19 protein-coding genes and 1 riboswitch are annotated in these 17,688 nt (G+C 72.5%); of the genes, 12 read left to right on the forward strand and 7 right to left on the reverse strand.

Annotated features, from left to right (window positions below):
• The first annotated feature begins 76 nt into the window (after window positions 1–76).
• Complete coding sequence (locus tag ABT095_RS10825; RefSeq protein ID WP_350528997.1) at window positions 77–1,009, forward strand: carbohydrate-binding protein; 933 nt, start codon at window positions 77–79, stop codon at window positions 1,007–1,009.
• 71 nt (window positions 1,010–1,080) lie between these two features.
• On the opposite strand, the gene nagA is transcribed toward ABT095_RS10825, so the two are convergent.
• From nagA to ABT095_RS10840, 3 genes are all read right to left on the reverse strand, one after another.
• Entirely contained in the window at window positions 1,081–2,259 is a 1,179-nt protein-coding gene (gene nagA, locus ABT095_RS10830; RefSeq protein ID WP_350528998.1) for an N-acetylglucosamine-6-phosphate deacetylase, read from the reverse strand.
• Entirely contained in the window at window positions 2,256–3,203 is a 948-nt protein-coding gene (locus ABT095_RS10835; protein ID WP_350528999.1) for an ROK family protein, read from the reverse strand. Before ABT095_RS10835 ends, nagA begins: the two co-directional genes overlap by 4 nt.
• Before the next feature lie 160 nt (window positions 3,204–3,363).
• Complete coding sequence (locus tag ABT095_RS10840; protein WP_350529000.1) at window positions 3,364–4,284, reverse strand: SIS domain-containing protein; 921 nt, start codon at window positions 4,282–4,284, stop codon at window positions 3,364–3,366.
• A 164-nt stretch (window positions 4,285–4,448) separates the two neighbouring features.
• On the opposite strand from ABT095_RS10840, the gene ABT095_RS10845 reads away from it, so the two are divergent.
• Window positions 4,449–5,228, forward strand: a complete 780-nt coding sequence (locus tag ABT095_RS10845; RefSeq protein WP_350529001.1) for a DeoR/GlpR family DNA-binding transcription regulator — start codon at window positions 4,449–4,451, stop codon at window positions 5,226–5,228.
• A 122-nt stretch (window positions 5,229–5,350) separates the two neighbouring features.
• Window positions 5,351–6,631 (forward strand): extracellular solute-binding protein, encoded by a 1,281-nt coding sequence (locus ABT095_RS10850; protein ID WP_350529002.1) that lies wholly within the window; start codon window positions 5,351–5,353, stop codon window positions 6,629–6,631.
• A 15-nt stretch (window positions 6,632–6,646) separates the two neighbouring features.
• Here the strand turns inward: ABT095_RS10850 and ABT095_RS10855 are convergent, their stop codons facing one another.
• Complete coding sequence (locus ABT095_RS10855; protein ID WP_350529003.1) at window positions 6,647–6,988, reverse strand: cupin domain-containing protein; 342 nt, start codon at window positions 6,986–6,988, stop codon at window positions 6,647–6,649.
• 75 nt (window positions 6,989–7,063) lie between these two features.
• Here ABT095_RS10855 and ABT095_RS10860 point away from each other — a divergent pair, with 75 nt between their 5' ends.
• Window positions 7,064–7,291 carry a DUF3263 domain-containing protein gene (locus ABT095_RS10860; protein WP_350529004.1) on the forward strand — a complete coding sequence of 76 codons (228 nt, stop codon included), beginning with the start codon at window positions 7,064–7,066 and terminating at the stop codon, window positions 7,289–7,291.
• Window positions 7,292–7,384: 93 nt separating this feature from the next.
• A complete protein-coding gene (gene otsB, locus ABT095_RS10865; RefSeq protein WP_350529005.1) occupies window positions 7,385–8,218 on the forward strand; it encodes a trehalose-phosphatase in 834 nt (277 codons plus the stop codon).
• Here otsB and ABT095_RS10870 read toward each other — a convergent pair.
• Together ABT095_RS10870 and ABT095_RS10875 are read right to left on the reverse strand one after the other, a co-directional pair.
• Window positions 8,215–9,672, reverse strand: coding sequence for an alpha,alpha-trehalose-phosphate synthase (UDP-forming) (locus ABT095_RS10870; RefSeq protein ID WP_350529006.1), 1,458 nt, complete (start codon window positions 9,670–9,672; stop codon window positions 8,215–8,217). The two genes, otsB and ABT095_RS10870, sit on opposite strands and share 4 nt — an antisense overlap.
• Window positions 9,673–9,784: 112 nt before the next feature.
• Window positions 9,785–10,795, reverse strand: a complete 1,011-nt coding sequence (locus ABT095_RS10875) for a glucosyl-3-phosphoglycerate synthase (RefSeq protein ID WP_350529007.1) — start codon at window positions 10,793–10,795, stop codon at window positions 9,785–9,787.
• Window positions 10,796–11,007: 212 nt separating this feature from the next.
• A riboswitch (SAM riboswitch) is annotated at window positions 11,008–11,152 on the forward strand.
• Window positions 11,153–11,169: 17 nt separating this feature from the next.
• On the opposite strand from ABT095_RS10875, the gene thrC reads away from it, so the two are divergent.
• The 6 genes from thrC to ABT095_RS10905 all read left to right on the forward strand — a co-directional run bounded on the left by thrC (window position 11,170) and on the right by ABT095_RS10905 (window position 16,192).
• Window positions 11,170–12,453 (forward strand): threonine synthase, encoded by a 1,284-nt coding sequence (gene thrC / locus ABT095_RS10880; protein WP_502884852.1) that lies wholly within the window; start codon window positions 11,170–11,172, stop codon window positions 12,451–12,453.
• 29 nt (window positions 12,454–12,482) lie between these two features.
• Window positions 12,483–12,761, forward strand: coding sequence for a ubiquitin-like small modifier protein 1 (locus ABT095_RS10885; protein WP_350529009.1), 279 nt, complete (start codon window positions 12,483–12,485; stop codon window positions 12,759–12,761).
• A gap of 548 nt (window positions 12,762–13,309) precedes the next feature.
• Entirely contained in the window at window positions 13,310–13,516 is a 207-nt protein-coding gene (locus tag ABT095_RS10890) for a cold-shock protein (RefSeq protein ID WP_035798772.1), read from the forward strand.
• Between the two features lie 317 nt (window positions 13,517–13,833).
• Entirely contained in the window at window positions 13,834–15,456 is a 1,623-nt protein-coding gene (groL, locus tag ABT095_RS10895) for a chaperonin GroEL (RefSeq protein ID WP_104817815.1), read from the forward strand.
• 107 nt (window positions 15,457–15,563) lie between these two features.
• Window positions 15,564–15,932 carry a DUF8819 family protein gene (locus ABT095_RS10900; RefSeq protein ID WP_350529010.1) on the forward strand — a complete coding sequence of 123 codons (369 nt, stop codon included), beginning with the start codon at window positions 15,564–15,566 and terminating at the stop codon, window positions 15,930–15,932.
• The gene (locus tag ABT095_RS10905; protein WP_350529011.1) at window positions 15,929–16,192 is read left to right on the forward strand and encodes a DUF4031 domain-containing protein; all 264 of its coding nucleotides are present in this window, start codon (window positions 15,929–15,931) and stop codon (window positions 16,190–16,192) included. The genes ABT095_RS10900 and ABT095_RS10905 overlap by 4 nt, the downstream gene beginning before the upstream one ends.
• On the opposite strand, the gene ABT095_RS10910 is transcribed toward ABT095_RS10905, so the two are convergent.
• Complete coding sequence (locus tag ABT095_RS10910; RefSeq protein WP_350529012.1) at window positions 16,182–16,835, reverse strand: HD domain-containing protein; 654 nt, start codon at window positions 16,833–16,835, stop codon at window positions 16,182–16,184. The genes ABT095_RS10905 and ABT095_RS10910 overlap by 11 nt on opposite strands.
• Before the next feature lie 56 nt (window positions 16,836–16,891).
• On the opposite strand from ABT095_RS10910, the gene ABT095_RS10915 reads away from it, so the two are divergent.
• Window positions 16,892–17,578: a copper homeostasis protein CutC gene (locus ABT095_RS10915; RefSeq protein WP_350529013.1), complete on the forward strand. Its 687-nt coding sequence runs from the start codon at window positions 16,892–16,894 to the stop codon at window positions 17,576–17,578.
• The last annotated feature ends 110 nt before the right edge of the window (window positions 17,579–17,688 follow it).

Raw genomic sequence — 17,688 nt, forward strand, 5'->3', positions numbered from 1 at the left:
TCCCCCGGTACGAGATGTCCGTCTTTCGCCCGCACCGTCCGCTGTGCGGCGCCCTGCGCTGGGGAGTTGAACCACCGTGACCACGCCCGGTACGAACGGAGCGCCCGAGGACGCGGCGGACGACGACCCGTTCGCGTACCTCTACCGTCCGCAGGCGGGCGAGGCGGCGCAGGAGCAGCCCCGCGGGGCGATCAACCGCCCGATGGAGGTCGGCCGCGCGCACTACGGCCAGCAGGCGCCGTACGCCCCGCCGCAGGCCCCCTACGGCCAGCAGCAGCCGCCGTACGGTCAGCAGCCGCCGTACGGTCAGCAGCCGTCCTACGGCCAGCCCGTCGTGCCGCCGCAGCAGAACCGCTACGCCGAGCACTCCCGCCCGCAGCCGGGCGAGGAGCGGCCCGGCGGCCGGGGCAAGGCCGCCGTGATCGGCGCGGTGGCCGTGGTCGCCGCGATCGCCGTCGGCGCCGGCATCGCGCTCAGCGGCAAGGACGACGACAAGAGCGGCACGGCCAAGGGCACTCACACCACCGCCCCGGCCAAGCCGGCCCCCAGCTCGGCCACCGGCACGCCCACGGCCCCTCCGACGGCCTCCGGCGAGCCGATCGTCGACGCGACCAAGCTGCAGGCGCAGAACGCCAGCAGCGCCAACACGATCAAGGGCGCGATCTCGGCCGACGGCAGCTACCTGGTCCTGGCACCGGGCAGCACGGTGACCTGGACGGTCAACGTGGCCACGGCCGGGAAGTACAAGTTCTGGCTGCACTACAACAACCCCGGGGCCGACATCGTGGCCAACGTCTCGGTCAACGGCAAGGACCGCGACGGCGGGGTGACGCTGAAGAACTGGTCCAAGTCCAGCGACCCGACCCAGGCCTGGGTGTCCACCAACATATGGCCCGACCTGGACGCTGGGACGAACACCCTCACGGTGACCATGCCGGCCGGCGGCGGCACCGTCCCGCTGGACCAGGTCGCGCTCACGCCGTTCACCTCGAGCAGTTACCCGCACTGAGCGGGCCGCCGCACGACGAGGGGTGAGCAGCGGGACGCAGTCCGCTGCTCACCCCTCGTGGGTTTCCGGGCTCAGGCGGCGTGCGCGACCTTCTTGAACCGGTCCGCGCCGACGATCCAGCGGCCGTGGCGCATGACCGCGACCAGGTCGTAGCTGTCGGAGTCGAGCACGACCAGGTCGGCGTTCTTGCCGGTCTCCAGCGAGCCGGTGGAGTCGGCGAGGCCGAGCAGCCGGGCCGGGACGGTGGACAGCGACTGCGCGGCCTGGTTGAGGCTCAGGCCGTTGACGGTGACCGAGCGCTTGAAGGCGACGTCCAGGGTCAGGGTGGAGCCGGCGATGGAGCCGCCCTCGACCAGGCGGGCCACGCCGTTCTCGACCCGGACCTGGAGCGGGCCGAGCGGGTAGAGCCCGTCGCCCATGCCGGCCGCGCCCATCGCGTCGGTGATCAGTGCGACCCGCTCGGCGCCCGCGGTGCCGTAGGCCAGGTCGAGCACCGAGGGGTGCAGGTGGATGCCGTCGTTGATCAGCTCGACGGTGACCCGCTCGTCCTCGAGCAGGGCGACGATCGGGCCGGGGGCGCGGTGCTGGATGCCGGGCATCGCGTTGAACAGGTGGGTGGCGACGGTGGCCCCGGCCCCGATCGCCTCCAGCGTCTTGCCGTAGTCGGAGTCGGTGTGGCCGACGGCGGCGATGATGCCCTGGTCGGCCAGCATCCGCACCGAATCCAGGCCGCCGGGCAGCTCGGGCGCGAGGGTGAACATCTTCGCGGCGCCGCGCGCGGCCTCCACCAGCTTGCGCACCAGCGCCGGGTCCGGGTCGCGCAGCAGGTCGGGGCGGTGCGCGCCGCAGCGGCCGGGGGAGATGAACGGCCCCTCGAAGTGGATGCCCGCCAGCACCCCGTCCTCGACCAGCTCGGAGAGGACGGCCGCCTGCCGGCAGAGGTCCTCGATCTCGCCGGTGACGGTCGAGGCCATCGTGGTGGTGGTGCCGTGTTCGAGGTGGGTCCGGGCGACCAGCAGGGCCTCCTCGGCGATCGCCGCCGAGTAGGAGCCGCCGCCACCGCCGTGCACGTGCAGGTCGACGAAGCCGGGGACGACGGTGTGGCCGGTCAGGTCGACGTCCCCCGGCTCCCGGTCACCCCCGAGCCCCGCGATGGTCGCGCCCTCGACGGCCAGCCGGCCGTTCTCGATCACGCCGCCGGGCAGGACCAGGCGGGCTCCGGCCAGTGCAGTACGGTCCGCGGTTGTCACGCGGTCACCTCCATGGAGAGCAGGTCCCAGGCGAGCAAACCCGCGCCCAGGGATGCGGCGGTGTCTTTGAGCATCGCCGGTACGACCTTCGGGGGCATCTGGAAGGTCAGCCGCTCGGCGACCGCCGCGCGCAGGGGGGTGAAGAGCGTCTCGCCCGCCTCGGCCAGGCCGCCGCCGACGATCACCACGGAGGGGTCGAGCAGGCTCTGGGCCAGCACGATCCCGTCGGCGAGGGCGTCCACGGCCCCCGTCCAGACCTCGACCGCCCGCTCGTCCCCGGCGTCCACGGCCTCCGCGCACGCGGCGGCGTCGGCGGTCGGGTCGCCGGAGCGCGCGGCCCAGGCCCGGGAGACGGCCGAGGCCGACGCCAGGGTCTCCAGGCAGCCGCGGCCGCCGCAGCCGCAGACGGGGCCGCCGGGCCGGACCACCACGTGGCCGATCTCGCCGCCGTAGCCGTGGGCGCCCGCCTCGATCCGCCCGTCGATGCCGATCGCCCCGGCGATGCCGGTGCCGAGCGCGACGAAGAGGAAGCGGGAGACGCCCTGGCCGGCCCCGATCCGCCCCTCGGCCAGCCCGCCGGAGCGGACGTCGTGGCCGAGGGCGACCGGGATCAGCGGCTCGCCCGGGGAGGCCAGCCGCTCGCCGAGGAGTTTGCGGATCGGCAGGTCCCGCCAGCCGAGGTTGGCGGAGAACACCGCGATGCCGTTCTTCTCGTCGATCGTCCCCGGCACCGCGACCCCGGCCGCGAGCGGCGCGACGCCGAAGCGGGCGCGCCCCTCCACGGCGAGGTCGGCGGCGAAGTCGAGGATGGCGGTGACGACGGCGTCGGTGCCGTGCTCCCGCCCGGTCGGTCGGCGTGCTTCGAACAGCACGGAGCCGTCCTGGGCGAGCAGCGCGGCCTTCATGCCGGTGCCGCCTACATCGAGTGCGATGACGTGCTTCACGGGGGACAGTTTCCCTTGACCAGGTCGGAGAGGTCTAGTCCAGTTGCACGATTGGTCTGGTCCAGCGGGGTGAGCTTTGTCGCCATTGGCGGCGGGGTGGGTGGAATGCGGTGGCTCAGGCAAGTTTCTTTCCTGATACCCGGCGGGGGAGTCCGGACTCCTAGTGCAGCACCACGGACCTGGTGAGGGCGCGCGGCTCGTCGGGGTTCAGCCCCCGGGCCTCGGCGGTGGCGACGGCCAGCCGGTGGACCCGGACCAGGTCGGCCAGCGGGTCGAGACCGTCGGCGACCAGCTCGGCGCCGGTGGCCGCGACCTGCTCGGCCAGGCCCTCGGGCAGCCCGCCGAAGGCCCAGACCAGGCGGCCGGGGGCCGCGATGGCCACCGGGCCGTGCCGGTACTCCATCGCCGGGTAGGCCTCCGTCCAGGCGCCGGCCGCCTCGCGCATCTTGAGCCCGGCCTCCAGTGCCAGGCCGTTGCTCCAGCCCCGGCCGAGGAAGCTCACCTGCTCGGCGGCGGCCCAGTGCGCGGGCAGCTCCTCGGCCAGCGCGGCCGCCGCGTCCTCGGCCGCCTGCCGCACCGGGCGCACGCCCGGGGCGAGCGCGCCCTCCGTCTCGAGGTGCGCCCGCAGCAGGGCGAGCGCGGTGGTGGCGAACCGGGTCTGCACCACCGACCGCTCGTCGGCGAAGGCCAGTTCGACGATCTGCCCGGCGGCCCGGTGGACGGGGGTGTCGAGCGTCGCGGTGATCGCCGTGGTGGGCGCCTTGAGCTGCGGGAGCAGGTCGAGCACCTCGGTGGTGGTGCCCGAGCGGGTGATCGCCAGGACCCGGTCGTACTGGCGGTGCGCCGGGAACTCGGAGGCGGCGAAGGCGTCCGTCTCGCCGTGGCCGCCGCTCTCGCGCAGGGCCGCGTACGCCTGGGCCATGAACCAGGAGGTACCGCAGCCGACCACCGCGACCCGCTCGCCGCGCCGCGGCAGGGCGGGGGCGGCTGCTTCGGCGAGTGCGGCGGCGGTGCGCCAGTTCGCGGGCTGGGTGGCCAGCTCCTCGGCCGTGCGGGACGTGCCTCGGGGCGTTCCGGGCATGCAGGGCTCCTCGGGTGGGCGCGTCAAAATGTGCATGAAGATGTTTGTTTTATAGCGCTTTCGAGCAAGAGTGCGCAATGATGGCGACGGAACGGCGGCCCTCGGACGGCCGCCCGAGGGTCTGAGTATGGAAAGCTGACCGCACATCGGCTGAGAGGGGCGGCGTGTCCAGGTACGAGCGGTGGAACGCACTCCTTGAGCTGCTCGCCGAGCACGGGAAGTTGGAGGTGGAGGAGGCCGCCGGGGCGCTGGACGTCTCCGCCGCGACCATCCGCCGCGACCTCGACCAGCTGGCCCGCCAGCAGATGGTCACCCGCACCCGCGGCGGGGCCGTCGCGCACAGCGTCAGCTACGACCTGCCGCTGCGCTACAAGACCGCCCGCAACGCCGACGCCAAGCAGCGGATCGGTGCCGCCGTGGCCGCCCTGATCGCCCCCGGCGAGGTGGTCGGCCTGAACGGCGGCACCACCACCACCGAGGTGGCCCGCGCGCTGGCCGTCCGCCCCGAGACCGTCGAGGCCGGGCGGCCGCTCACCATCGTCACCAACGCGGTCAACATCGCCAACGAGCTGACGGTCCGTCCGCAGGTGAAGATCGTGCTCACCGGCGGGGTGGCCCGGCCGCAGTCCTACGAGCTGATCGGCCCGCTCGCCGCCCTGGTGCTCGCCGAACTCACCCTGGACGTCACGGTGTTGGGCGTGGACGCACTGGACGCCGAGTACGGCGCAGCCGCCCACCACGAGGGCGAGGCCAGCATCAACCGGCTGCTCGCCGAGCGGGCCCGGCGGGTGGTGGTGGCGGCCGACTCCTCCAAGCTCGGCCGCCGGGCCTTCGCCCGGATCTGCGGGGCGGGGCGGATCGGCACCCTGGTCACGGACCAGGGGATAGGCGCCGGGCTGACCGCCGACTTCGAGGGCGCGGGAGTGCGGGTGATCGCGGTGTGACCGCCGTTGCGTGCTGCGCAACGTGATCGGTCACTTCGGTAACTACGGCCGATGAGGTCTGGACCACTGCTCGGGCCCGCTGAGAAGGTGGCCGCCGCCCACCCCGTGCGAAGGCGGTCACCGTGTCGAAGTCCCCTGCCCTGAAATCCCGTTGGTCTGCCCTTGCGGCCGTCTGCGCCCTGCTGGCGAGCGGCTGCGGCAGCGCGCTCTCGCTGGGCGGCGGCGGTGACGTCACACTGAGGTTCGTCGCGGCCGACTACGGTGACACCGAGGCGACCAGCTCGAGTCACTACTGGAACGACCTGGCCCGGGCCTTCGAGGCGGCCAACCCGAAGATCAAGGTCGATGTCCAGGTGGTCGGTTGGACCGAGATCGACCAGCGGGTGGCCGAGCTGATCAAGAAGGGCCGCACGCCCGACATCGTGCAGACCGGCGGCTACGCCGACCAGGTCGCCGCCGGGCGGCTCTACCCGGTCGGGGACGTGCTCACCATCGACACCCAGGCCGACCTGATCGACGTCTTCGCCAAGGCCGGGCAGGTGATGGGCAGTCAGTACGGCATCCCGTTCGTGGCCTCCTCGCGCGCCTTCTTCTACAACAAGGCGATCTTCGCCAAGGCCGGGATCGACCACCCGCCGGCCAGCTGGGACGAACTGGAGCACGACGCCCAGCTGATCAAGCGCAAGGTGCCGGGCGTCATCCCGTACGGGCTGCCGCTGGGCCCCGAGGAGGCCCAGGCCGAGGCAAGCATGTGGACGATGAGCGGCGGGGGCGGCCTGGCCGACAGCGCGGGCAACTACACCATCGACAGCCAGCAGAACCGGGCCACCTTCGACTGGCTGCGCACCCGGCTGGTCCGGCCCGGCCTGACCTACCCCGACCCCGGCTCGGTGGACCGCAAGACCGCCTTCGGCGACTTCGCGGCGGGGAGGGTGGCGATGCTCGACGGGCACCCCTCGCTGATCCAGAAGGCCGTCAACGCGAAGATCGACTACGGCACCAGCACCATCCCCGGCAAGGACGCCGGGGCGAAGCCGATCACGCTCGGCGTGGCCGACTGGATGATGGCCTTCAAGGCGAACGGGCACCGGGCCGAGATCAAGAAGTTCCTCGCCTGGGTCTACCGCGAGGAGAACACCCTCAAGTTCGACGAGCAGTACAACCTGCTGCCCGTCACCCAGGACACCCTGGCCGCCATGACGGCGGGCAGGCACGAGGACCTCAAGCAGTTCCTCGCCGCCCTGCCGAACGCGAGCTTCTACCCGCTGGGCGACCCGGCCTGGGACTCCGTCAGCACCCTGGTGAAGCAGCAGATCGGCAAGGCGGTCACCGACGACGGCGGCCAGGTGCTGACCGCGCTGCAGCAGGCGGCGGCGCAGGCCGCCGCCCGGGCGCGGGGGTGATCTCCAGCTGGACTCTCAGCCGATCGCGTAGGCCTTGCGGAGGGTCTCGTGGACCGTCCAGGTGGTGCGGTCGCCCTCCCGGAGCACCGCGACGTCCCCCGGGCCGACCTCCAGGGTCGGGCCGCCCTCGAACTCGATGGTGGCCCGGCCGCTGATCACCACGAACATCTCGTCCGCCTCGGTGTCGGTCACCACACCGGGGGTGATCTGCCAGATCCCGCGCACGCGGGAACCGTCCTCGGACTCCCAGATCACCTTGCCGGTGACCTCCGGGCTGCCGGAGACGATCTGGCCCGGGTCCAGCGGGTCGGGTTCGAGCTCGGCGTCGGGGATGTGCAGGGCGAAGCTGTTGTCCATGGTCACGACGCTAGCCGCTGCCGGGCACGGCCGGTGACGGCAGAGTGTGTCGGGTCGGCCGGGCAGAATGACAGAGTGACGGAGCTGAGCGAGCGGGAGCGGGCGATCCTGGCCATCGAGGGGCGGCAGTGGCGCGCGGCCGGTGCCAAGGAGCGGGCCGTGCGGGAGGAGCTTGACCTCTCGGCGACGCGCTACTACCAACTGCTGAACGGTCTGCTCGACCGGGAGGCGGCGTTGGCGGAGGCTCCCGTCCTGGTCAACCGGCTGCGGCGGTTGCGGGAGCAGCACCGCGCAGCCAGATAGTGGCTCCCGGCGGGAGCTCGCAGGTCGGCTACTTCCGGACTCGCGCAGTTCCTCGCGCCCCCGAACAGGTCGTGCAACGGTACGTTCGTCGGTATGGAGCTGAGGACGACGGCTGGGCAGGACGGGCTGGCGGGGATTCTGGCCGATCCGGGGCGGGCGGTGGTGGGGCTCGACTTCGACGGGACGCTGGCGCCGATCGTGGCGGATCCGGAGCGGGCGCGGGCGCACCCGGGGGTGGTGCCGGCGCTGGCGGCGTTGGCGCCGCGGCTGGCCGGGGTGGTGATCGTCACCGGGCGGCCGGCGGAGCTGGCGGTGCGGTACGGCGGCTTCGCCGGGGTGCCCGGCCTGGAGCGGCTGACGGTGCTGGGGCAGTACGGCGCCGAGCGCTGGGACGCCGCGACGGGCGAGCTCTCCTCCCCGCCGCCGCCCCCCGGGGTGGCCGCCGTGCGGGCCGAGCTGCCGGAGGCGCTGGCGCAGGCCCCGGCCGGGACGTGGGTGGAGGACAAGGGCCGGGCCCTGGCCGTGCACACCCGCCGGACGGAAGACCCGGACGCCGCACTGGAGTTGCTCCGCCGGCCGGTCGCCGAACTGGCCGCCGCCCACGGCCTGGTGGTCGAACCGGGCCGCTACGTCCTGGAGTTGCGCCCGCCGGGCGTCGACAAGGGCGCCGCCCTCGCCGAGTACCTGGACGAACTCGCCGCCCGTGCCGTGCTGTACGCGGGCGACGACCTCGGCGACCTCCCCGCCTACGCGGTGGTCGAGCAGCGCCGCAAGGAGGGCCGCCCCGGCCTGCTGGTCTGCAGCAGCGCGACCACCACCGGCGAACGCCAGGTGACCCGGCTCGCCGACCAGGCCGACCTGGTGGTGCCGGGCCCGGAGGGTGTGGTGGCCCTGCTGGCCGAACTGGCCCGGGAGTTGGCCGGTTAGCCGAGCGCGTGCAGCTGGTCCAGGAACCACTGCTGCGGCGGCAGGGCGGTGGCCGCCGCGGCCAGGCGCTTGGTGCGTTCGGTGCGTTCGGCGGCGGGCATGGTGAGGGCCTGGTGCAGGGCCTCGGCGGTGGCGATGACGTCGTACGGGTTGACGGTGATGGCGTCCTCGGCGAGCTCGGCGTGGGCGCCGGCCTCGCGGGAGAGGACGAGGGCGCAGCCCGCGTCGGAGACCACCGGGACTTCCTTGGCGACCAGGTTCATCCCGTCCCGGATGGGGTTGACCAGGGCGACGTCGGCCAGCCGGTAGGCGGCCAGCGAGCGGGGGAAGTCGTCGTTGACGTGCAGCACGACCGGCTGCCAGCTCGGGGTGCCGAACTCGTCGTTGATCTCGTGGGCGATCCGCTGCACGGCGGCCGTGTACTCCCGGTACTCGGGCAGGTCGTGCCGCGAGGGGTAGGCGAAGGCGATGTGCACCACCCGCTCCAGCCACTCGGGCCGCGAGCGCAGCAGGTGCCGGTAGGCGAGCAGCCCGCGCACGATGTTCTTGCTCAGCTCGGTGCGGTCCACCCGGACGATGGTGCGGCGCTCGCCGACCTGTTCGCGCAGGGCCGCGAGCCGGGCGGCGACGTCCGCCTGTTGTGAACGCTCACGCAGGAACTCGCCGTCGGCGCCGAGCCCGTGCACGCCGAGCCGGACCACCCGGCCGCCGTAGGTGACAGTCAGGGCCGCGCGGTCCACCGCAGCGCCGAGCACCGCCTCGCAGCAGTCGGCGAAGGCGAGCGCCCAGCGGCGGGTGAGGAAGGCGGCGCGGTCGGCGCCGAGGATGCCGGTGAGCACCTCGGCGGCCACGTCGTCCGGCAGCATCCGGTAGTACTCGGGCGGAGCCCAGGGGGTGTGCGAGAAGTGGCCGGTCCTGAGGTCCGGCCGCAGCTCGCGGAGCAGGGCGGGGGCCAGCGAGAGGTGGTAGTCCTGCACCAGCACGGCCGCCCCGGGCGCGGCCTCGGCGGCCAGTGCCTCGGCGAAGGCGGCGTTGTAGGCGCGGTAGGACTCCCACTCACGGCGGAAGCGCTCGTCGAAGACCGGCCTGACCGGGGTGTCGTACAGCAGGTGGTGGACGAACCACAGGGTGGAGTTGGCCACCCCGTTGTAGGCCCGGGTGAAGGTGCCCGGGTCGATGTCGAGCATCCGGACGGCCTGGCCGGCGGTGTCGAAGCCGCCCAGGTCGAGCCGGCCGTCCGGGCTCTGCCGGGCCGCCTGGCGGTCCGCGTCGCCGAGCGCCGCGCAGACCCAGACGGCCGAGGGGTCGTCGATCGCGGAGAGCCCGGAGACCAGGCCGCCGCCGCCCCGGCGCAGGGTCAGCGCGCCGTCGTCCCCGCTGCTGAAGGACACCGGCCCGCGGTTGGAGGCGACCAGGACCGGGGCCACACCGTGCTGGTTCGAACGTTCGCTCATACTGCCAACCTTGCCGGGTCCTCCCGGCAGCAAACCCTCGGCGCGGCCGGGGAGCGGCAATCAGCCAGCGGCAGTGGCCGGCGGCAGTGGCCGGCGGCACCGGCGGCCGGCCTCAGCCCCGGCGGGCCCGGTACTCCGGGACCTCGCGCATCGGCGGCCGCTCCAGAGCGCTGACCGGGTGGGTGTGCGCGGTGAACTCCCGGGTGACCGGGTCCCGGGTGAACTGGGTGAGCAGCGGGTGCACCAAGTCCGACTCGGCCTTCAGCCGGTGGGCGCGGTCCAGCCGCTCCAGCGCGGTGCGGTAGATGGTGGCGGCCATCCGGCCGAGCGCCTGGCCGTCCTGGTGGCGGTGGTGGCGCACGCCCACGTCCACCTGGGCCAGCGCGTCCAGGCCGACCTCGTCCAGCGCGTCCACCAGCAGGCCGAGCTCCACGCCGTACCCGGTCGGGAACGGCAGCCGCTCGAGCAGCGAGCGGCGGGCCGCGTACTCACCGCCGAGCGGCTGGACGAAGCCGGCCAGCTGGGGCCAGTGCAGATTGAGCAGCGGGCGGGCGACCAGCTCGGTGACCCGGCCGCCACCGGCCGGGACGACCGCGCCGTCGGTCTCGAGCGGGCGGTCGTACATCGCCTTGACCAGCTGCAGCGCCGGGTCGGTCAGCAGCGGCCCGACGATGCCGGAGACGAAGGCCGGGTCGAACTCGCGCAGGTCGGCGTCGATGAAGCAGACGATCTCGCCGGAGGTGACGAGCAGCGAGCGCCAGAGCACCTCGCCCTTGCCGGGCGCGGCGGGCAGCCGGGGCAGCACGTCGTCCCGGTGCACCACCCGGGCGCCGGCGGCGGCGGCCAGCTCGGCGGTGCGGTCCACCGAGCCGGAGTCGACCACCACCAGCTCGTCCACCAGCGGGAGGCGCTCCATCAGCTCGGTGCGGATCACCCGGACGATCTCGCCCACCGTCGGCTCCTCGTCCAGCGCGGGCAGCACCACACTGACCGTGCCGGCCGGGCCCGCCGCGCGCTTGGCGGCGAGCAGCATCTCGTCGGGCCGGTCCGCGGCCGTCCACGAGCGGCGGCGCAGCCAGGAGGCCACCTCCGGGAGAAGAGCCGGGGTCAGCTCTGCTGGCACTGTGTCGCTCCTAGCTGCTCGTCGGGTGATCCATCGGTTGTACAAGGCGCCGCGCCCCCAAGGGTGTTCCGCCCCGCGGCCGGTTCTGGGCTGTGTCATCTCGCAGGTCGGACGTTCCCTCGGAACGGGACTGCCTTCGGATACAGTCTTCGTACTGGGTCCAGGCCTTCGCACATCGGGGTCGGCCCAGGAGTATGACCACAACTTCACAGAGCTCATCCAGAGGGACTGAGGGAACGGCCCGTCGACGTCCCGGCAACCTTCTCGCACGGCTACTGACCGTTCTCGGTCGAGGCCCCGGCGGGACAGGTGCCAATTCCGTCCTGTGGCGCGCCCGCGCCACGGGGAAGATGAGGAGAGAGGCCTCCGCCACCATGGCTACCGCTACCCCTGAAGCCCCTGCCGCCGTCGACCTCGGCCCGGCCGCCGCGCTGTCCTGTCGCGAGTGCGGCACCCGCTTCCCGCTCGGCCCCAGCTTCGCCTGCCTGGAGTGCTTCGGGCCGCTGGAGATCGCCTACGACTTCGGCAGCGCCCCCGCCGAGGAGCTGCGCAAGCGGATCGAGGCCGGCCCGGCCAGCATCTGGCGCTACGCCCCGCTGCTGCCCGTCCCGGCCGATGTCGCCTCGAAGCCCAATCTCAACCCCGGCTGGACCCCGCTGGTGAAGGCCGACAACCTCGGCCGCGAGCTCGGTTTCACCGCCCAGCTGCACATCAAGGACGACTCCGGGAACCCGACGCACTCCTTCAAGGACCGCGTGGTCGCCTGCGCCATCGAGGCGGCGCGCGCCTTCAACTTCACCACCCTCTCCTGCTCCTCGACCGGCAACCTGGCCGGCGCGGTGGGCGCGGCGGCCGCCCGGGCCGGTTTCAAGTCCTGCGTGTTCATCCCGCACGACCTGGAGCAGGGCAAGGTCGTGATGGCCGGGGTGTACGGCGGCGAGCTGGTCGGCATCGAGGGCAACTACGACGACGTGAACCGCTTCTGCTCCGAGCTGATCGGCGACCCGGCCGGCGAGGGCTGGGGCTTCGTCAACGTCAACCTGCGCCCGTACTACGGCGAGGGCTCCAAGACGCTGGCGTACGAGATCTGCGAGCAGCTCGGCTGGCGGCTGCCGGAGCAGATCGTCATCCCGATCGCCTCGGGCTCGCAGCTGACGAAGATCGACAAGGGCCTGCAGGAGCTGATCAAGCTCGGGCTGGTCGAGGACCGCCCGTACCGGATCTTCGGCGCCCAGGCCGAGGGCTGCTCCCCGGTCTCGGCCGCCTTCAAGGCCGGCCACGACGTGATCCGCCCGGTCAAGCCGGACACCATCGCCAAGTCGCTGGCGATCGGCAACCCGGCCGACGGCCCGTACGTGCTCGACATCGCCCGCCGCACCGGCGGCGCGGTGGAGGACGTCACCGACGCCCAGGTGGTCGAGGCGATCAAGCTGCTGGCCCGCACCGAGGGCATCTTCGCCGAGACGGCGGGCGGGGTGACTGTGGGTGTGCTGAAGAAGCTGGTCGAGACCGGTCAGCTCGACCCGGCCAAGGAGACCGTCGCGATCAACACCGGCGACGGCCTGAAGACCCTGGACGCCGTCTCCGAGGCCGGCATGACCGCCGTCATCCGCCCGACGCTGGACGCGTTCCGCTCGGCCGGCCTCGCCACCGCCTGAATCCCCCCGCCTTTCGCAAGGAGCCGAACATGAGCGCCACCGTCCGCATCCCGACCATCCTGCGCACCTACACCGGCGGGTCCGCCGAGGTCACCGCCGAGGGCGCCACCCTCGCCGAGGTGATCCGGAGCCTCGAGGCGAACCACCCCGGCATCGCCGCGCGCATCCTGGACGACACGGGCAAGCTGCGCCGCTTCGTCAACGTCTACGTGAACGACGACGACGTGCGCTTCGCGGAGGGCCTGGAGACGGCCGTGGGGGACGGCGCGAGCGTCTCGGTGATCCCTGCCGTCGCGGGCGGCTGCTGACCCCTTCCGGGGGCCGGGAAAGCTTTACCGGCCGCCGTCGGAACCGGAACAGGAATTTCCGGTTTCGACGGCGGCCTTCGCGTGTCCGGTGGAAATCGCACGGTCCGGGGGAGAGTAGAGTGCGGCTTTAGCGGGCGTCTCCTCTCCGCCCCGATCCCACCTCTCGTACGCCCAGCCGGCCACGGCTGCCCGCCCCGCCGACCGATCGCGTACGCAAGGCCCGTCCGGCCGCTGAGACGTCCGTCCGGTAGTCCTGCACAGAAGATGTCAGGCTGTCGTCAGAAATCTTCGGGCAATCTGTGCCTTTCGCCCTGCTCTGTCCGGGGCGAATTGTTCGGCGGTGCGGCATTCGCCCCGGTCCGTCCCTTGTCGTTGCCAGGGAATTCCATGAAGTTGGGCCTGTTGCAGAGGGCGTCTGTCCGGATACATTCAGCCGCGGTCGACGTATTCGGTGGGGCCCAGGGGGGTACCTCGGGCTCGCTCGATCAGACCTGGGCCCGCACCCTGCGGGTCCGTGAAGGGCCAGCACAGCACAAGGGGAGTTCGGAATGGCTCAGGGCACCGTCAAGTGGTTCAACGCCGAGAAGGGCTACGGCTTCATCGCGGTCGACGGTGGTGCGGACGTGTTCGTCCACTACAGCGCGATCCAGATGGACGGCTACCGCACCCTCGAAGAGGGCCAGCGGGTCGAGTTCGAGATCTCCCAGGGGCAGAAGGGCCCGCAGGCGGACATGGTCCGTGCGCCCGCGGTCTGACCTTTCCGCACTGCGGAGCCTCGGCTCGCCTCGAGCTGGTGCTCAACGACTAGCTTCGCCCGGCAGGCCCGTACGACACCCGTCGTGCGGGCCTGCTGCCGTGTGCGGGTGCCACGTGCGTGTCGGCCGATTGGGCTTGCACTCGACACCCCCGAGTGCTAATCATTGGCGTTAGCACTCACAGCGTGAGAGTGACAACGGACCGGGTCGGTGAGGCCCCCGGGAGCGGTAGGGGACATGACCCCCGCACACCAGGGCCGTCCGTCGCGGGCACCTCTGGTCCGAGCAGTCGACCGTGTCCTGGAGGACCACTTCCGATGGCCAAGATCATCTCGTTTGACGAGGAAGCTCGCCGCGGCCTTGAGCGCGGCATGAACCAGCTTGCCGACGCCGTCAAGGTGACGCTGGGCCCCAAGGGCCGCAACGTCGTCCTTGAGAAGAAGTGGGGCGCCCCCACGATCACCAACGACGGTGTCTCCATCGCCAAGGAGATCGAGCTCGAGGACCCGTACGAGAAGATCGGTGCGGAGCTCGTCAAGGAGGTCGCCAAGAAGACGGACGACGTCGCGGGTGACGGCACCACCACCGCCACCGTGCTCGCCCAGGCGCTCGTCCGCGAGGGTCTGCGCAACGTCGCCGCCGGCGCCAACCCGATGGCCCTCAAGCGCGGTATCGAGAAGGCCGTCGCGGCCGTCTCGGACCAGCTGCTCGCGCAGGCCAAGGACGTGGAGACCAAGGAGCAGATCGCCTCCACCGCCTCCATCTCCGCCGCTGACACCCAGATCGGCGAGCTCATCGCCGAGGCGATGGACAAGGTCGGCAAGGAAGGCGTCATCACCGTCGAGGAGAGCAACACCTTCGGCCTCGAGCTCGAGCTCACCGAGGGCATGCGCTTCGACAAGGGCTACATCTCCGCCTACTTCGCCACCGACCTGGAGCGTATGGAGACCTCGTTCGAGGACCCGTACATCCTGATCGCCAACTCCAAGATCGGCTCGGTCAAGGACCTGCTGCCGCTCCTCGAGAAGGTCATGCAGAGCGGCAAGCCGCTCGTCATCATCGCCGAGGACGTCGAGGGCGAGGCCCTGTCGACCCTGGTCGTGAACAAGATCCGTGGCACCTTCAAGTCCGTCGCCGTCAAGGCCCCGGGCTTCGGTGACCGCCGCAAGGCCATGCTCGGCGACATCGCCATCCTCACCGGTGGCACCGTCATCTCCGAGGAGGTCGGCCTCAAGCTCGAGAACGCCGGCGTCGACCTGCTGGGCACCGCCCGCAAGGTGGTCATCACCAAGGACGAGACCACCATCGTCGACGGTGGCGGCGACAGCGACCAGGTCGCCGGCCGCGTGAACCAGATCCGTGCCGAGATCGAGAACAGCGACTCGGACTACGACCGCGAGAAGCTCCAGGAGCGCCTCGCCAAGCTCGCCGGTGGCGTCGCCGTCATCAAGGCGGGCGCGGCCACCGAGGTCGAGCTCAAGGAGCGCAAGCACCGCATCGAGGACGCCGTCCGCAACGCGAAGGCCGCCGTCGAGGAGGGCATCGTCGCCGGTGGTGGCGTCGCGCTGCTGCAGGCCGGTGTCGCGTTCGACAAGCTGGAGCTCGAGGGCGACGAGGCCACCGGTGCCAACATCGTCCGCGTGGCCCTGGAGGCCCCGATCAAGCAGATCGCGGTCAACGCCGGCCTCGAGGGCGGCGTCGTGGTGGAGAAGGTCCGCAACCTCCCCGCCGGCCACGGCCTGAACGCCGCGACCAACGAGTACGTCGACCTGATCGCCTCCGGCATCATCGACCCGGCGAAGGTCACCCGCTCGGCCCTGCAGAACGCCGCCTCCATCGCGGCGCTCTTCCTCACCACCGAGGCCGTCATCGCCGACAAGCCCGAGAAGGCCGGCGCCGCTGCCGGCGGCGGCATGCCGGGCGGTGACATGGACTTCTGATCCTGGCTCCAGGATCAGCTGGTTCTTCTGCGAGGGCGGTCTCCCCACACGGGGAGGCCGCCCTCGCGGCGTTCCGGTCCGCGGCCCGGGCGCGGGAGAATGGGGCAATGATCACCCCTGACTCTTCTGCCGTCGAAGCCGCGCTGCACGGCGCGCGGGCGTCCATCCTTGCCGACCTGACCGCCCGGGACGTGGCGGATGCCGCCGTGGTGTCGCTGGTGGAGGATGCCGTGACGCACCGGCGCTGGTGGCTGGAGCAGTGGCCGGACGGGGCCGAGTACGTGCTGGGGCTGGTGGCCCAGGACGTGCAGGACAAGCTGCTGGAGACGTACGGGCGGTGGCCGCTGTGCGTGGAGTGCGCGGAGGCGGAGGACGACCCGCACGCGCTGAGCGTGGAGCCGGAGCTCGGGCCGGAGCCGCACTGGGTGTGCGGCAAGCGGGGTGTGGTGGTCGCGGCCGTCGGGGAGCTGTCGTGATCTACATAGACCCGCCGACCTGGCCGGGGCACGGCAAGCTCTGGTCGCACCTGGTGAGCGATGTCAGCTACGAGGAGCTGCACGAGTTCGCGGCCCGGCTCGGGGCGCCCGCGAAGGGCTTCGAGCGGGACCACTACGACATCCCCGAGAAGTGGTACGAGGACGCCGTCCGGCTGGGCGCGACGCCGATCGGGAGCAAGGAGCTGGTGGCCCGCCTGACGGCGGCGGGCCTGCGGCGGCGGAAGGCCGCTACGCGCTGAGCGCGTCGAGTTCAGCGGCCAGGTTGGCCCGGGCCGGGGCGTCGTAGCGGTCCCGGGCGGTGGGGGTGCGGTAGAGCGCGGGCAGGGCGAGGAGCTGGCGCAGGACGGCCGCGCGGCCCTCGCGGAAGGCCTCCGGCGGGACGAAGGAGTACTCCTCGCGGACGGCGGCCGCGTACGCCGCGTAGGCCTCCGCCGAGCCGCCGAGGACCGCCAGATCGGCGTCGCACAGCACCTCACCGTTGCGGTCGCCCGGCTCGGGGTGGTGCGTGACGGTCAGGCGGACCAGCCGGGCCGTCTCCTCGGCGAGCGCCGCCGGCACGCCCGCGTCCTCGAGGGCCCGCAGGGCGAGGCGGGCGCTGCGCTCCTCGTTCTCGGAGCGCTCCGGCTGGTAGACGGCGTCGTGGTACCAGACCGCGAGGCGGACGGCGTCCGGGTCCTCCGCGTGCTCGGCGAGGGCGTCGACCTGGTCGAGCATCGCCCGCAGGTGGTCGGTGGTGTGGTAGCGGCGCTGCGGCTCGGACCAGCGCTTGAGCAGGTCACGGCCGTACGGCTCGGGGTCGGTGTCGGCGGGGGCGCAGCGGCGGAGCAGCGCGGCCCAGCGCCTCGGCAGCTCAGGGTCCTCAGTGGTCGGCATGGGCGCCATTCTCGTACGGCCCTCAGGGCTCGCCCAGGCGACCCCGGATGTGGGAGGGTAGCGATATGTCTAGACCAATCTTCGAAGTGATCGCGCTGACGGCGCAGGATGCCCAGGCCGCCGAACTCGGCGGTGCGGACCGGCTCGAACTGGTCACGGACATGGCCGCCGACGGGCTCACCCCCTCGGTGGCGGACTTCGTCAGCGTCCGCGAGGCCGTGAGCATCCCGCTGCGGGTCATGCTGCGGATCCGGGACGGCTTCGCCCCGGGGGATCTGGACGCGCTGCTCGCCCTGACGGCACGGCTGCGGGCGGAGGGGGCGGAGGAGTTCGTCTTCGGGTTCCTGACCGCTGACGGTGCGGTGGACCTGGCGGCCACCGGGCTGGTCGCGGAGGCCGTCGCGGGCTGCCGCTGGACCTTCCACCGGGCGCTGGACCACAGCGCGGACCGGGCCGCCGTCCGGGCGGCGGTCGGGCATCTGCCGGGCCTCGACACCTTCCTCACCTCCGGCTCGGCGGCCGGCGTCTCCGCCGGGACGGACACCCTCGTGGCGGAGCTCGCCCGCGCCGGGGAGCCGGGGTACCGGCAGCAGATCCTGGTCGGCGGCGGCCTGAAGGCCGACCACGTACCGGGACTGCGGGCGGCCGGCTTCGACGCCTTCCACATCGGCGGCGCCGTCCGGGGCGGGGGCTGGGACAGCCCCGTCGACGCGGCCAAGGTCGCCGAGTGGCGGGCCCTGCTGGACGGTTGAGTCAGTTGCCCTGTCTGGGGCAGCGCCCCAGGGGCGCGGGGAACTGCGCGAGTGCGGAAGGCGCAAGCCTGTTGCCTTCCGGCTTCGCGCAGTTCCTCGCGCCCCTGGAT

Origin of the sequence: Kitasatospora sp. NPDC002227, assembly GCF_040296285.1 — a bacterium.
In the GTDB taxonomy this organism is placed as follows: Bacteria; Actinomycetota; Actinomycetes; order Streptomycetales; family Streptomycetaceae; genus Kitasatospora.

Coding starts and splice junctions, on each gene's coding strand:
- ABT095_RS10840 (WP_350529000.1), bottom strand. CDS start 4,284: ATGCCCGGAACGCCCCGAGGCACGTCCCGCACGGCCGAGGAGCTGGCC.
- ABT095_RS10855 (WP_350529003.1), bottom strand. CDS start 6,988: ATGGACAACAGCTTCGCCCTGCACATCCCCGACGCCGAGCTCGAACCC.
- otsB (WP_350529005.1), top strand. CDS start 7,385: ATGGAGCTGAGGACGACGGCTGGGCAGGACGGGCTGGCGGGGATTCTG.
- ABT095_RS10870 (WP_350529006.1), bottom strand. CDS start 9,672: ATGAGCGAACGTTCGAACCAGCACGGTGTGGCCCCGGTCCTGGTCGCC.
- thrC (WP_502884852.1), top strand. CDS start 11,170: ATGGCTACCGCTACCCCTGAAGCCCCTGCCGCCGTCGACCTCGGCCCG.
- ABT095_RS10885 (WP_350529009.1), top strand. CDS start 12,483: ATGAGCGCCACCGTCCGCATCCCGACCATCCTGCGCACCTACACCGGC.
- ABT095_RS10890 (WP_035798772.1), top strand. CDS start 13,310: ATGGCTCAGGGCACCGTCAAGTGGTTCAACGCCGAGAAGGGCTACGGC.
- groL (WP_104817815.1), top strand. CDS start 13,834: ATGGCCAAGATCATCTCGTTTGACGAGGAAGCTCGCCGCGGCCTTGAG.
- ABT095_RS10900 (WP_350529010.1), top strand. CDS start 15,564: ATGATCACCCCTGACTCTTCTGCCGTCGAAGCCGCGCTGCACGGCGCG.
- ABT095_RS10910 (WP_350529012.1), bottom strand. CDS start 16,835: ATGGCGCCCATGCCGACCACTGAGGACCCTGAGCTGCCGAGGCGCTGG.
- ABT095_RS10915 (WP_350529013.1), top strand. CDS start 16,892: ATGTCTAGACCAATCTTCGAAGTGATCGCGCTGACGGCGCAGGATGCC.